Origin of the sequence: Methylophilus sp. 13, assembly GCF_015354335.1 — a bacterium.
GTDB lineage: Bacteria > Pseudomonadota > Gammaproteobacteria > Burkholderiales > Methylophilaceae > Methylophilus > Methylophilus glucosoxydans.
The window spans coordinates 408,489-422,799 of sequence record NZ_JADKYR010000003.1; the positions used below are offsets into that span (position 1 = coordinate 408,489).

15 protein-coding genes and 1 riboswitch are annotated in these 14,311 nt (G+C 51.8%); of the genes, 9 read left to right on the plus strand and 6 right to left on the minus strand.

Annotated elements, in window-relative coordinates; translation table 11 throughout:
* Window positions 1–40 precede the first annotated feature (40 nt).
* Genes INP77_RS09775 through INP77_RS09790 form a run of 4 tightly spaced genes read right to left on the minus strand, consistent with a single transcriptional unit; the run spans window position 41 to window position 4,210 of the window.
* On the minus strand, window positions 41–1,615 hold the full coding sequence (locus INP77_RS09775) for an FAD-binding domain-containing protein (RefSeq protein WP_194748831.1): 1,575 nt from the start codon (window positions 1,613–1,615) through the stop codon (window positions 41–43).
* Window positions 1,602–2,480 (minus strand): alpha/beta hydrolase, encoded by an 879-nt coding sequence (locus INP77_RS09780; RefSeq protein ID WP_194748832.1) that lies wholly within the window; start codon window positions 2,478–2,480, stop codon window positions 1,602–1,604. Before INP77_RS09780 ends, INP77_RS09775 begins: the two co-directional genes overlap by 14 nt.
* Window positions 2,481–2,538: 58 nt before the next feature.
* Window positions 2,539–3,711, minus strand: a complete 1,173-nt coding sequence (locus tag INP77_RS09785) for a diguanylate cyclase (RefSeq protein ID WP_194748833.1) — start codon at window positions 3,709–3,711, stop codon at window positions 2,539–2,541.
* A gap of 34 nt (window positions 3,712–3,745) precedes the next feature.
* Window positions 3,746–4,210 (minus strand): EVE domain-containing protein, encoded by a 465-nt coding sequence (locus INP77_RS09790; RefSeq protein ID WP_194748834.1) that lies wholly within the window; start codon window positions 4,208–4,210, stop codon window positions 3,746–3,748.
* A gap of 68 nt (window positions 4,211–4,278) precedes the next feature.
* Between INP77_RS09790 and INP77_RS09795 the strand changes: the two genes are divergently transcribed.
* Window positions 4,279–4,638, plus strand: a complete 360-nt coding sequence (locus INP77_RS09795; protein ID WP_194748835.1) for a DUF2237 family protein — start codon at window positions 4,279–4,281, stop codon at window positions 4,636–4,638.
* Window positions 4,639–4,921: 283 nt separating this feature from the next.
* On the opposite strand, the gene INP77_RS09800 is transcribed toward INP77_RS09795, so the two are convergent.
* Together INP77_RS09800 and INP77_RS09805 are read right to left on the minus strand one after the other, a co-directional pair.
* Complete coding sequence (locus INP77_RS09800; RefSeq protein ID WP_194748836.1) at window positions 4,922–5,224, minus strand: cell division protein ZapA; 303 nt, start codon at window positions 5,222–5,224, stop codon at window positions 4,922–4,924.
* Window positions 5,225–5,226: 2 nt separating this feature from the next.
* Window positions 5,227–5,463 (minus strand): hypothetical protein, encoded by a 237-nt coding sequence (locus tag INP77_RS09805; RefSeq protein WP_194748837.1) that lies wholly within the window; start codon window positions 5,461–5,463, stop codon window positions 5,227–5,229.
* A 90-nt stretch (window positions 5,464–5,553) separates the two neighbouring features.
* Window positions 5,554–5,766, plus strand: a riboswitch (cobalamin riboswitch).
* Window positions 5,767–5,903: 137 nt separating this feature from the next.
* On the opposite strand from INP77_RS09805, the gene INP77_RS09810 reads away from it, so the two are divergent.
* The 8 genes from INP77_RS09810 to cobU all read left to right on the plus strand — a co-directional run bounded on the left by INP77_RS09810 (window position 5,904) and on the right by cobU (window position 14,299).
* Window positions 5,904–7,769: a TonB-dependent receptor gene (locus INP77_RS09810; protein WP_194748838.1), complete on the plus strand. Its 1,866-nt coding sequence runs from the start codon at window positions 5,904–5,906 to the stop codon at window positions 7,767–7,769.
* Window positions 7,770–7,826: 57 nt separating this feature from the next.
* The gene (locus tag INP77_RS09815) at window positions 7,827–9,731 is read left to right on the plus strand and encodes a TonB-dependent receptor (protein WP_228518843.1); all 1,905 of its coding nucleotides are present in this window, start codon (window positions 7,827–7,829) and stop codon (window positions 9,729–9,731) included.
* Between the two features lie 87 nt (window positions 9,732–9,818).
* The gene (locus INP77_RS09820; protein ID WP_194748839.1) at window positions 9,819–10,388 is read left to right on the plus strand and encodes a hypothetical protein; all 570 of its coding nucleotides are present in this window, start codon (window positions 9,819–9,821) and stop codon (window positions 10,386–10,388) included.
* 12 nt (window positions 10,389–10,400) lie between these two features.
* The gene (gene cobO, locus INP77_RS09825; protein WP_194748840.1) at window positions 10,401–11,006 is read left to right on the plus strand and encodes a cob(I)yrinic acid a,c-diamide adenosyltransferase; all 606 of its coding nucleotides are present in this window, start codon (window positions 10,401–10,403) and stop codon (window positions 11,004–11,006) included.
* Window positions 11,006–12,307 (plus strand): cobyrinate a,c-diamide synthase, encoded by a 1,302-nt coding sequence (locus INP77_RS09830; protein WP_194748841.1) that lies wholly within the window; start codon window positions 11,006–11,008, stop codon window positions 12,305–12,307. Before cobO ends, INP77_RS09830 begins: the two co-directional genes overlap by 1 nt.
* The gene (gene bluB / locus INP77_RS09835) at window positions 12,304–12,978 is read left to right on the plus strand and encodes a 5,6-dimethylbenzimidazole synthase (RefSeq protein WP_194748842.1); all 675 of its coding nucleotides are present in this window, start codon (window positions 12,304–12,306) and stop codon (window positions 12,976–12,978) included. Before INP77_RS09830 ends, bluB begins: the two co-directional genes overlap by 4 nt.
* The gene (locus INP77_RS09840) at window positions 12,975–13,778 is read left to right on the plus strand and encodes a cobalamin-binding protein (RefSeq protein ID WP_194748843.1); all 804 of its coding nucleotides are present in this window, start codon (window positions 12,975–12,977) and stop codon (window positions 13,776–13,778) included. Before bluB ends, INP77_RS09840 begins: the two co-directional genes overlap by 4 nt.
* Entirely contained in the window at window positions 13,775–14,299 is a 525-nt protein-coding gene (gene cobU, locus INP77_RS09845; protein WP_194748844.1) for a bifunctional adenosylcobinamide kinase/adenosylcobinamide-phosphate guanylyltransferase, read from the plus strand. Before INP77_RS09840 ends, cobU begins: the two co-directional genes overlap by 4 nt.
* Window positions 14,300–14,311 lie beyond the last annotated feature (12 nt).

A 14,311-nucleotide genomic window follows, 5' to 3' on the forward strand; every position in this document is an offset into this window, starting at 1 on the left:
CACCTTATCGGTTTTGCAAACACCAGCAACGGGTGAAAGGCTAAAACTGCAGTGAAAGCTGGGATGCTGCCGGGCTTTGTGCACTCACGGAAGCCGTACTCCGATTTGATTTTTTGCGGAGACTGCCACGGTCTACCTTGGGAAAATGGCGCGATTTGCGCGAAGCATGCCGCTGCAAAATATCTGCGACAGCATGCGCTGGCATGGTCTGCCTGATTGCAAACCAATCCTGCTTGGCTGTCTGGATGGCCTCGCCAATATCAACCATGGGCGCAGGATAGTCGCGGCCAATCAGGCAGCCATACCGCCGCTGTAAACCTGGAGGCATGCGCCAGGGTTCAAAAATCCAGCTGTCTGGCACCTGTCGCAAAACAGGCAGCCACTGGCGGACAAACACCCCCCGAGGGTCCTGAGTCAAGGCTTGTTTAACCGGATGGTAAATGCGCAATGTATTGATGCCGGTCGTGCCAGACTGCATTTGCACTTGCGGCCAATGAATCCCAGGCTCGTAATCAACAAAAGCTCTGGCCAGATGCAACCCGCTTGGCCGCCAGGGCAGTTGCAACAAATAGCTGGCGGTACTCATTAGCATGGCGCGCATGCGAAAATTCAGCCACCCGCTTTGATTGAGCATCTGCATGCAGGCATCTACCAGTGGCCAGCCAGTCTGGGCAGCCTGCCAGGCTTGTAAACGTAAGGCGACCCCAGCATCGGGTAACCGGGACTGTAGTGCCTCGAAGCCCCGGTAAAAACTTTGGCGTTCAATCCGCGGTTCGCTTTCAAGCTTTTGCATAAAATGGCAATGCCAGTGCAAGCGGCTTTCAAAACTGTGCAGCTGAAGGCGCTGTTGCACGTTTTCAGTCTGCTGCGCACGGGCCCGGGTAGCCTGTACCACGGTACGCAGGCTCACAGCGCCCCATGCCAGATAAGGTGACAGGCGGCTACAGGCCTGGACAGCACTGAGCGGGCTGGAAATCCCCCGCTGATAACCATGTACGCGGCGCGTCAAAAAATCCGCCATCACCGCCTCAGCCACCCCTATACCGCCAACCTGACGTTCCGCTTGCGCGTGGCCAGCCACTGCTGGCAACCGCTCCAAGCCATGATCCGGTAACCGAACAGCAAGTCCGCATGCAGGCACCGCAATGACAGGGGCCTGCATGCGTAACGCCCACTGCGCTTGCCACTGTTGCCGGTCTGACAGGCGTCTCACCACCCCATTCTGCGGCCATTCCTGCCAGACGATTCCTTGCATCCTGCACCACGCTTGTACCTGCCGGTCGATGGTATAGGTGTGATGATTGCCGGTTTCTTCGTGGCTATACAGTCCGGCGATCCCGAATTTTGCATGCAGCCTCTGTAACAGCTTCAAGGGGTCGTGGTGATAGACATGCAAATGCAATCCCAGCTGTTGCAAGGCATGTGCAAGGTCCTGCAAACACTCGCGCACGAACATGGCCTGACTGAGGCTGGCATCCTCTGCCGACCACACTTGTGGAGCCCAGATAAAGAGCGGCAAAACCGGCCCAGCCTCACAGGCGGCAGACAGCGCGGCATGATCCGCGACACGTAAATCGCGCTTAAACCAGACCACATGCACATCACGCAGAGGCATGCTGGCCAATCCAGTCGCAAATATCTTGCAGCAATGGACTGTTGCCGCGCAGGGGTCTGGCCAGCTTGGCGACCATATCCACATGGTTGTAGTTGGCATAAGTCAGCAACTTGACCTCGCTGCCTTGCGCCTCAAGCGCACGCGCCAGATTGATCGAGTTTCTGGGCCAAACGGTTTGGTCTTTGAGGCCGGCCAGCAGCAGTAAAGGCGGATGATGGCCGCTGACAAAATGGATAGGCTGTGATTGCCACTCCTGCTCAGCAGGTGCAAAAATCGCGCGCAACGTATCCGAGGTGAGCGGCAAAAAGTCATAAGGTCCGGCCAGGCCTATGGTGCCTTTAATCGCGGCGGGTGATAATCCGACAGCCGCCAGATAGGCAGCATTCAAGGTCAGCATAACGGCCAGATGTGCGCCCGCAGAATGCCCCATCAAGAAGACACGTGATGCATCGCCTTGATACTCGGCCACGTGTTGCTTGACCCATTGCAATGCCAGAGCGGGGTCTTGCATCAATTGCGGAAACTTAAGTTCGGGATAGAGCCTGTAATCGGCAATCACAACCAGCATGCCTTGCGACGTCAACGCCTCTGCCACAAACAGGTAATCTTGCTTGCTGCCAGACTCCCAGCTACCGCCATAAAAAAACAACACCACAGGGCGTGGTGTTGCAGCATGGTCACGTGGCTGATAAATATCCAGGCGCTGCCTGCTGTGCGGCCCAAAAGCGATATCGCGATGGATGCGCATACCTTTATCAGGAATCACCGCGTTTAACAAAGTGACTGGCCGACAGGCCGAAAGCAGCAGACCGGCCAAGCCAGTCAACCAGCTACGCCGCGTCAATTGAGGATTTTGCAGATTCATAGGCATTGATGACCATGCCCAAGATAGAAAATTCCCGTCGCAATAATGATCGCTATCGTTAATGGTTGGCAATATAGACGCGGTTACGGCCCTGCTGCTTGGCCGTGTACAAAGCAAAATCTGCCATTTTCATCAGCTGCGTCAAGCCATCCTGCGTCCCCAATTGCGCGGTAGACACCAGCCCAAAAGAGGCCGTGTAGTGAATTTGCTCTCCTTGCTCACTCATCACACTGTGATCAATTTCCGAGCGCAAGCGCTCAATCACATGTGCCGCTTCATGCAGATCCGTCATCGGCATCAGAATACCAAACTCTTCGCCCCCCAGACGCCCAACCATGTCGCTGGTACGCAAGGCACTCACGCAGCGCAGGCAGAAGTTCTGCAAAACCAGGTCGCCAGCATGATGTCCATATTGGTCATTAATCTTTTTAAAAAAATCGATGTCCACCATGGCGAATGAAAACGAGGAGCCATAACGCTGATAGCGCCTGATTTCTGACTCCAACTCATGAATGAAGTGCCGCCGGTTGGCGATCCCGGTTAAAAAGTCAGTAAAGGCAAATTTGTCTGCTTCAAGATGCAAATGGTATATGCGGCCCCCAACAAAGAGGCCTACCAGCAAAAACAGGGTCACCAGCAGCGCTGCGTAAGTGATGCCTTGATGGGTGTGCCGCTCCATGCGCTTTTCACTCTCGGCCACATACTCGTTGGCGCGCAAGTCCGCATGCGCGAGTATGGCTTCGTTGAGCTTTGCCACCTTGGCAAAGCGCGCATTCCAGGCCGTCTCAATCAGGGTGCTTGCTTCGGTATACTGTCCCTCAGCCAATTGCTTGATTACCGAGGCTGTCATTTCGTCCAGCGCTTGAATATTCTGTTTGAGCAGCGGTAATGGCGCGCGATCTCCCGAATAATTACGTTCTATGCTGGCGATTTTTTGTTGGGCAGCGGCCTCATGCCCCTTAATCGCAGCCACGGTATTGATCAAATGCACGCTGTCCGCCTGAATCAGCGTGGCATAGAGCAAATCGCTTCGGATCTGATGCAGCTGAGACTCCAGCGCCTGCGCAGCGTTGGAAACCGTAAAAGACTGCTCATAGAAATTGCGTGTAGTCTGGTGCATCTCCCGCATACTGGAAAAATAAATCCAGAGGAACAGCAGCACACCGATCAGAACGATCATAAAACCGGCGACAAGGATATACAAGACTGCTTTTCTACGCCTGATACTCATATCATGTACGCCACCAAAGTCGCCAAAGAAAAGGTTAAGTGCTGAGCAGGGCCGTGATAAACGCCCACTCTTTGGGATCGACCGGGGTAATCGACAAGCGGTTCCCTTTTTGCAAGACACGCATGGTGGCCAGGGCAGGCGTTTCCCGCATCTCTTTCAAACTCAGCAATCGCGTTTTGCGCACGAGCTTGACATCTACGTTCACCCAGCGTGGACTTTCCGGTGTAGACTTGGGATCAAAATACTTGTGCCCTTGCACAAACTGAAAACGGTCGGGATAGGCCAAGGTGCTGACCTCGCAAATGCCGACGATGCCAGGCTCAGCACAATTGGAGTGATAAAACAACACGCCATCGCCCACCTTCATCTGGTCACGCATGAAGTTGCGCGCCTGATAATTGCGTATCCCATACCAGTCTACAGTTTGATTGGGGAATCCCGCCAAATCATCAATGGAGACATCCGAGGGTTCGGATTTCATTAACCAGTAACGCGCCATGCCTGAAAACCTTCTTTACACATCTAAATGCCAGTATCATAAACCAAGTTAGAGCACAGTTGAAAATCATGACAAAAAACGTTTTAGGCACCCTTCTGATCCCTTGCAGTATGCAACCAGTCACAGGCTTTATGCGTGATGGTTGTTGCAGTCACCACCCGGAAGATTTAGGTAAACATACCGTCTGCGCAGAAATGACAGATGAGTTTCTGGCGTTTTCGCAAGCGCAAGGCAATGACTTGTCCAACCCCAGACCAGACTATGCATTTCCCGGGCTCAAGGCTGGTGATCGGTGGTGCCTGTGTGCGAGAAGATGGCTGGAAGCCAGTGAAGCCGGTTACGCGCCGCCAGTGATTCTGGAGTCTTGCCACGAAAACTGCCTGGAAATCATTAGCCTGGCGGACTTGAAATACCATGCCTTAAGATAACAAGACAAAGGTGCGAGAGGAGATGTGCTAAGGGGTTACCTGAGCCGCTAATCCTGAACCAAAAAAGTTCAGGTGGTAACAGCCTAAGGTACATTAGGTTCGCACGCCAAGGGCGTCTTAAAAGACCGCCCAACTTAGTGCGATCGCACCGCACCTGATGAGCCGAAACCTATAACAAAGACTAGTTCAAGGAATTTTGGACTCAGGCAACGCCTTAGCACACCACTTTTATGATACGTCATTTAATACTAATGACGGTTAAAATTTTGTGAAATGAAGCGGATTACAATAATTTGTGCTGGCCGGACAAAACATCATCGATCTGCTGCTGCATGGTAGAAATGCGCTTTTTCACATCGCCCACATCAACCCCGCCGCTGCGCGTATTCAACAACTCATGGGTAATGTTCAGCGCGGCCATGATCGCAATGCGCTCCACACTCACCATCTTGCCCACATCACGAATTTCGCGCATTTTACCATCAAGGTAACCCACCGCCTGCAATAAACTGTCGCGCTCTTCGTCGGTACAGGTCACGCTAAACGCGCGACCCATGATCTCGATATCAATCGGCTGCTTGGCCATGACTAACGACCTTCCTCAGGCAATGCCGACAACAACCGCTCCAGCTGTACACTGGCTTGCGTCATGTTCAGCTTTAGAGATTGTGACTCCTGATGCAAACGCGTGACCTCCTGACGTAACTCCACGTTTTCGTCACGCAGCTGGCTGCACAAAGCAATCAGCTTCGTCACACGCTCTTCAAGACTTTTCAAATCGGCATCCATCAGCCCATTATCTTTTAAAAAAACGAGTGTGGTCAATAGCTAAGCGCATTTTTTCAAAGTAAATTAAGAATTTGAAGCCCCTCGCAAGACACCATGGAACTGGTCAAAGTCACTGCTTTAGACTAGAATGACTAACAGTTGTCAGGTGCCTGCGTCTGCGTTCTTGCAGACAAGGGTGAAACTGGGAAACAGGTGCGCGAACCTCGTTCGCAATGCCTGTGCTGCCCCCGCAACGGTAAGCAAGTGCGGGTCTATCCACACGCCACTGAGTAAAAACTTGGGAAGGCGATAGACCAAAACTTGCCAGCCCGGAGACCGGCCTCACAACCCAATTGCAATACCGCGGGGTGACGGTGTCTGATCATAATGAATGCATGGCTTGCCAACAAGCGATGCGTTTTATTCATTTTCTGTTGATTCCCCGGTATTGAAAGTCAACCCACATGCGGGGTCGCATGTGATACAGGGATAAGAGAATGAAAAAAGTCATACTTAAAGGCTTGATTGGCCTTTCTTTAAGTGAGTTCGCCTATGCTGCAGAAAATGCAACACTAGACGAGGTTGTCATCACCGCAACGCGTACACCACAACACCAAGAATCTGTTATTGCTGATGTTTCTGTGATTAATTCAGAAGAGATCAAGCGTGGCGGCCAAAGCACTTTGTTCGAACTTCTGCAACGCCAACCAGGCATTGAAATCACTAATACAGGTGGCGCGGGCAAAGACTCTGGCATTTTTGTGCGCGGTACAAATCCAGGACACACACTGATCTTGATTGATGGCGTACGTGTGCAATCCGCCACTGCAGGCAAAACCACGATTGAGAACATTCCCATCCAGCAGATTGATCGCATAGAAATTGTGAGAGGCCCAGCGTCCAGCCTATATGGTGCGGACGCGATTGGCGGCGTGATTCAGATTTTCACAAAAAAAGGGGTAGAAGGTTTCAAACCTTATGCAAACTTTGGCTACGGCACCTACGATACCACGCTTGCAGAGGCTGGCTTACGTGGAAAACAAGGGGCAACGGCCTATGCACTTAATGTTTCGGGCAACAAAACAAACGGATTTTCAGCCCTAGATACGCATAATCCCAATCTTAGCGACAAGGATGGTTATCGAAATCTGGCGCTCTCTGGCAACCTTTCGCACCAAATTGTCGAAGGGCATGAGGTCGGATTAAACTTGCTACACAGCAAAGGTAGCACGCGTTTCGATAATAGCTCCAATTTAACATTGGCTTTTGATCCAGCCTTTTCTGACCATGCAAACCTTACGCAACAAACTGTCGGATTGTTTAGCAAAAACCAAATTCTTGATCATTGGCACTCGACGTTACGTATTAGTCAAGGGGTTGATGAAGTGGTTAACTATGCAGCACTTGGGCCATTCACCAGTCAGAGCCGGAGTCTATTCAGGACCAAACAAGATCAATTCAACTGGCAAAACGACATTACCTTGCCAGTAGGGATGTTGACATTGATGTACGACAGACTGGTAGATAGAGTTCACTCAACCACCGACTTTGAAAAAAACAAGCGGACAAACGAGGGTTATGTGGCTAGCTACCTGGCAAACATTGACTCGCATAGCCTGCAGTTGAGTGTTCGTGACAATCACAACTCAAGCTTTGGGCACAATGTAACGGGTGGTTTAGGTTATGGATACACTCTGAACAATCAATGGCGAATAACGGGTAGTTATGGTTCTGCATTTAAAGCGCCAACGTTTAATGACTTGTATTTCCCTGGCTTTGCCAATCCGAATTTGAAGCCAGAAAAATCAGATAACGTGGAGGCCAGTCTACGTTACAACGATGAGTCTTCTAACGCGTCCATCACCGTCTATGAAAATAAAGTTAGAGATTTAATTATTTTTTCTAACATTTCAAATGTTGCGGCCAATATCAATAAAGCAGACATCCGCGGTGTGACTTTAGCTGTGAGCAAGCGCTGGGAAAGTCTGGATCTGAGTGGCAGTATTGATATTCAATCTCCGCGCGATGATGAAACCGATAAGCTTTTACGTCGCCGTGCTAACCGACATAGCCAAATGCAACTTGGCTACTCTGTGCAAGATTGGCGATTTGGGACGGAGATGGTGATGTCCTCAGCGCGCTACGAGGATGATGCTAATACGTTGCGCATGGGTGGTTACACACTCTTCAATATGACGGCCCAGTACAAGGTACATCGTGATTGGACTCTGCAGGCACGTGCCAATAATATCTTTGACAAAAACTATCATTTAGCACTCGATGGAAATCCTGCAACCAATGGTTTTGCCTATAACACCCCGGGGGCAAACCTGTTCGTAAACCTCCGTTACGAACCCCAATAACGATTAAATCTAATAGTTAAGCATATCCCCTACCTGTGGCATGCAGCGTGGACGGATATGCGTTCGAAAGTCATCTTAATGCAATTAATAAAATATCACTTGCTCGTTGCAGGGCTAAGTTTAATGTTCTCGGCGAGTTTGTTTGCCGCAGACAACACACTGACTTCCCTGGATGAAGTCGTAGTTACCTCCAGCAGAACACCACAATCAACCAAAACAGTCACTGGCGATATTACCGTCATTGACAGCGAAGAAATCAACAGGCTACAAGGCGGCGCTTTGGCAGATTTACTGAGACTGCAACCTGGCGTTCAAACCTACACAAATGGTGGCATGGGGACAAGTAGTAACATTTCATTACGTGGCACCAATGACAATCAACTGATTGTATTGGTTGATGGCGTGCGCATCAATTCCGGGACGACTGGTACTACCGCCTTTGAAAATATTCCCTTGGCACTCATCGAGCGGATTGAAATTCTACGTAGCCCTGCTTCTAGCCTTTATGGCTCAGATGCAATCGGCGGCGTTGTTCAGATTTTCACGAAGCGTGGCAAAGGCAACAAAACCCATCTTTACGGCAGTGCGGGTGCCGGTAGCTATGACTCATATACTGGGAATGCTGGCTTCGATACTGCCTATAAAGCGCTAAAACTCGGTGCACAAATCAGCAATTACGACACGCGTGGGATTTCTGCAAAGAAACATCCCCCCTCTGTGATTGATAAAGATAGAGATGGATATTACAACTTTAGCAGTTCGACATACGCAAATCTGACATTCGCACCCGGCCACTCCTTGGGAATACACTACCTGGAAAGCAAAGGGCATAATGAATACGATAATGCTTATGCGGGCGGCAACTATCTGGAACGTCATCAACAAGGCTATGGTGTTGCACTCAAAAACGCGATGACTGAGCACTGGAACAGCAAATTAGAGTACAACATTGGTTTTGACCGATCATTTAGCGTCAGTAGCGCAACGCTCAATAGCAATATTGAAACTGAACAACGCCAACTATCCTGGCAACACGACTATAGCCTCACTCATGGGACTTTTACTTTCGCTTATGACAGGCTGGAACAAGATGTATTAACTCAATCGAATGGCAGCAACTTGCTGAAGAGGAATCGCAACAATAATGCCTTTGTTTTAGGCTACGTGGGTAGCTTTGAAGCACACAGCACTCAACTGTCACTGCGAAAAGATTACAACAGTCAGTTTGGCAATTACACAACGGGCGGCCTCGGTTATGGTTATGCTTTATCCCCAGAATGGCGCTTAACTGCCCAGTATGGCTCATCCTTTAGAGCACCAACCTTTAACCAACTATATTATCCAAGCTTTGGCAATGCCAACCTGCCCTCAGAAAAAGCAGACAATATTGAGGCCAGCGCTCGATACCAAGGTCAAACATTACAAGCCAAGCTGACAGTGTTTGATAACCATATTCGCAACTTTATTCAAACCCTCAACTCAGGTTGCCCAGCTGGATTCAGCAATGGTTGTGCAATCAATGCCGGCAAGGTAGAAGTGCAAGGTATCACGTTGGAAGGCAGTCTACCGATTGCTGAGCAATGGCTAGTCACAGCCAATGCGACAGTGCAGTCACCGCGTAGTGATGCCACTGATAATCTTTTGGCGAGGCGCGCTCAGCGTTATGGCAATTTTATCCTCCAGTACAAATCAGGACCATGGAACTGGGACAGCGAAGTTTCAGCTTCATCAATGCGTTACGACGATGCCGCAAACCAATTCCGCTTAAGTGGCTATGCGCTCTTGAATACAACTTTGGGGTATCAAATAAACCCTCACTGGAAACTGCAAATTAGAGCAAATAATATCTTGGACAAAGACTATGCGCTTGCATCAACTAAAACCGTTTCAAGACCCAACAACCCTTATTACAACTCCATGGGCTCAAATGTTTTTATCAGCCTTAACTACGACCTGAAGTAACTCAGGAAAAGTGGATTTTGCCCAAGCCCGTGCGAATTGGGCTAAAATCCACGTCTTATAATTAACCTTAATTTTGGAGTCGTTGGCATGCCACGTAACCTTTCAACTCAGTCTCTGGCAATTGGCTTTCTCATTGCCTTGATGGTCATTATCACGCGTGGTCATCATTTTGCTTCGATTGATTTTTTACCGAGCGCTTCTTATGCAGCGTTTTTTATCGCGGGTTATTACCTGCGCTCAACGCTGGTGTTTGTGGCCTTGCTGGGATTGTGTGCTGCGCTGGATATGGCAGCCATCACCTGGGGCGGTGTGAGTAATTTCTGCGTGACCCCTGCTTATGGCTTTTTGTTGCCGGCTTATGGCAGCATGTGGCTGGCTGGCCGTTGGACTGCGTCGAACACCACCTGGCAATTAAGCAGCCTGTTCAAGCTGACAGGGGCGGTATTGGTGGGATCTGTGCTTGCTGAGCTGTTTTCCAGCGGTGGGTTTTACTTCTTTGGTGGCCGCTATGCCGAACCGACCCTGGTTGAGTTTGGCGCGCGTCTGGTCAAATACTTCCCGAAACAAATTGAAGCGATTGCATTTTGGGTTGTGGTTGCAGTGATTGCACATGTGGCATTTGGCCTGGCCAAGCGCTCCGTGCGCGAAAACGCTTAAGTATTCCGCACCATGGAAACCAATGATCGCGACAGTCGCCACAAGGCGCGCATGATCCGCAAAAAAGCGGTCATTGACGAAAAAATCGAGCAGGCCAACCAAGAAAAGGGCCTGCTACTCATCCTCACAGGCAACGGCAAAGGCAAAAGCTCTTCTGCCTTTGGCATGGTGGCCCGCTCGCTGGGCCACGGCATGCGTGTTGGTGTCGCCCAATTCATCAAAGGCCGTTCAGATACGGGCGAAGAAGCCTTTTTTCGCCAGCATCCTGCTGTCACCTGGCATGTGCTGGGCGAAGGCTTTACCTGGAACACACAAGACCGCCAACGCGACACCGAAACCGCCATGCGTGGCTGGCAGATTGTGGCCGGGATGCTGCAAGACCCGGCCATTCAGCTGGTGGTGCTGGATGAGCTCACCTACACCTTCAAATATGGCTACCTCGATGAACAAATGGTGTTGGATGCCATCGCCAAACGCCCACCCATGCAACATGTGGTCATCACTGGCCGCGGCGCTTCCGAGGCATTGAGAAACGCTGCCGATACGGTGTCTGAACTGATGGATGTCAAGCATGCCTGGCGTGCAGGCATCAAGGCCCAGGCCGGGATAGATCTGTAATGCAAGCAACGGCGGCAAGCTGCCGAGCCATGTTAATGGCGGCCCCGGCGTCTGGGCAAGGCAAAACCATGGCTACCGCGGCATTGGCGCGCGTGTACCGCAACCGCGGCTTACGCGTGCAGGCTTTCAAATGCGGGCCGGACTTTATCGACGGCATGATTCTGCAAGTGGCAACTGGCAAGCCAGTGTATAACCTGGACCTTGGCATGTGTGGTGAAGCCGATGCACAACGGCTGCTGCACAAGGCCGCCCAAGACAATGACGTGATTCTGCTCGAAGGGGTGATGGGGCTATATGATGGCAAGCCTTCATGCGCCGATATTGCCGAGCGCTTTGGCATCCCTGTCGCACTGGTGCTTAATGCCAAAGCCATGGCACAGACCTGTGCCGCGGTTGCCTATGGTTTGTATGGCTTTCGGCCCGCCCTGCAGCGCGCCGGAGTGATTGCCAACCAGGTCGGCAGCGAGGGTCATGCCAATATGATTAAAGAAGCACTCCCCACGGACATCCCCTGGCTGGGTGCCATGAAATATGACACGCAACTGAGCTTGCCAGAGCGCCATCTGGGCTTGCATCTTGCTCAGGAAATCACGGACATAGACCAGCGCATAGAAGCCGCTGCGCAACTGCTGGGGCAAGACATGCCATTGCCGCCGAGCGTGCAGTTTGCCGCACCCGAACAGCAGGCGATAACACCATTATTGCAAGGCAAAACCATTGCCGTGGCTAAAGATGCTGCCTTCTGTTTCACATATCAGGCCAATCTGGATCTGCTACAGACACTAGGCGCACAGATTGCATTTTTTTCACCCTTGCACGATACGCAATTACCGGCTGCGGATGCTTACTGGCTGCCGGGTGGCTACCCGGAATTGCATCTGGAGCGACTGCAACACAACCACAGCATGCGTGAAGGTTTACGCGCAGCCGCCGAATCAGGCAAACCCATATTGGCCGAATGTGGCGGCATGCTGGCACTCGGTGAAACACTAAATGGACAACCCGCCTTCGGCCTGCTCCCCGGCAGCGCCGCGCTTCAGCCCAGATTGCAAGGCCTGGGCACGCAGCATGCAACCTTTTCAGCGGCTGACAACAGCGCAACTGGCGATGACGCGACGACGATAGGCGCGCACACTTTTCACTATGCCCGCTTTGACACCGACTTGCCGGTCATTGCGCAAGGCAAAGGTAAATATGGCGCTGGCGAGCCGGTCTATCGCCATCAATCCATCACTGCCAGCTTTTTGCACTTTTACTTTCCGTCTAACCCGGCACTGGCCGCACAATTTTTCATGCCATGAGCTTTGCCTATTCAGATGCCGACAAAGCGGCGATATACAAGGTAATTACCGAGCGACGCGATATGCGGCATTTTTTGCCCACGCCTATCGCCCCCGAGTTATTGCAGAAATTACTGCAAGCCGCCCATCACGCGCCCAGTGTCGGCCTGATGCAGCCATGGCGGTTTATCCGCATCAGCGATGTCACATTGCGAAAAGCCATCCACACGCTGGTCGATGAAGAACGCAAACTCACGGCCCAGGCCATCGGCGAAGTTGAAGACACGGCGCGCATGGCCGAGTTTATGCGCCTCAAAGTGGAAGGCATTCTGGACTGTGGCGAGGTGCTGGTCGCCACCTTGTGCGACCAGCGTGAAAAACACATTTTTGGCCGCCGCACATTGCCAGAAATGGACCTGGCCTCGGTCAGCTGTGCGATTCAAAACTTGTGGCTGGCGGCGCGTGCCGAAGGCATAGGCTTGGGTTGGGTCAGCCTGTTTGACCCGCACCAACTGGCGCAATTATTGAATCTGCCCGAGGGCGCCAAACCAGTCGCCATTTTATGCTTGGGCTATGTGAATACGTTTTACAAATCGCCCATGCTGGTGGAAGAAGGCTGGACGACAGAAAAACCGCTCGCTGACATGCTGATGGAAAATGGCTGGCAACCTCACGAAAGCACACAAACATGAAGCGCTGGCCACAACGCATCGTCTGCCTGACCACCGAAACGGTGGAGGTACTGTACCTGCTGGGTGAGCAGGACCGTATTGTCGGTATTTCCGGCTTTACCACGCGCCCGGCCATCGCCCGCAAAGAGAAGCCAAAGATCAGTGCCTTTACCAGCGCCAATATTGAAAAAATCCTGGCGCTGCAGCCTGACCTGGTGCTGTGCTTCTCTAACTTGCAGGCTGATATCGCGGCCTCACTGATCAAAGCCGGTTGCCAGGTGCATGTGTTTAACCAGCGCAGCCTGGATGAAACACTGCAGATGATACTCACCGTCGGTAATCTGGTCGGGGCCAGCGAAAAAGCAGAAGATTTAGTAGCACGCTACCAGGCACAATTGGGGGCAGCACGCCAGCAGACAGCCAGTTGGCCGCGCAAACCCAAGGTCTATTTTGAAGAGTGGGATGAACCCATGATGTGCAGCATCCGCTGGGCGGCTGAATTGATTGAAGCCGCCGGAGGCGAAGATTGCTTCCCAGAACTCAGCGCCTTTCATAGCGCACGTGACCGCACAGTCACGGCAGAACAAGTGCTGGCCAGACAACCGGATATCATCATCGGCTCCTGGTGCGGTAAGAAATTCCAGCCGGAAAAAGTCAAAGCCCGCCCAGGCTGGCAAGCCATGCCTGCGATCCGCGACGGGCATGTGTACGAAATCAAGTCGGTCGATATTCTGCAACCTGGGCCAGCTTTGTTTAGCGAAGGCCTGGTGCAATTGCAAACCATTATTCAACGCTGGCAACAACAAGGGGGGCACGCATGACTACGCACCTGATTTTAGGCGGGGCACGCAGCGGCAAAAGCGCTTATGCCGAGCGGCTGGCCTCGGCACTTGAATGCCCGGTCACCTATATCGCGACGGCCCAAGTCTACGATGACGAGTTTGCCAAACGCGTGGAACATCACAAAACCCGCCGTCCGCCTTACTGGGGATTGGTCGAAGCGCCATTCAACCTCGGGCAGACCTTGCTAGACAACGACGCACCAGATACCTGCCTGATTGTCGATTGTTTAACCTTGTGGCTGGCGCAATGCATCTGCCCGGACTGCGACAAACCGGAACGCTTGGACTGGCAGGCAGAAAAACAGGCGCTGCTGGCGGCCTTGCCGCAATTGCAAGCACACGTATTTTTAGTGAGCAACGAGGTCGGCATGGGCATTGTGCCCTTGGGTGAAATCAACCGCCAGTTTCAGGATGAACAAGGTCGCCTCAACCAGCACGTGGCAGCGGTTGCAAACCACGTTAGTTTTATTGCCGCAGGCTTGCCATTAACGCTTAAATAACAAGAAAGACCT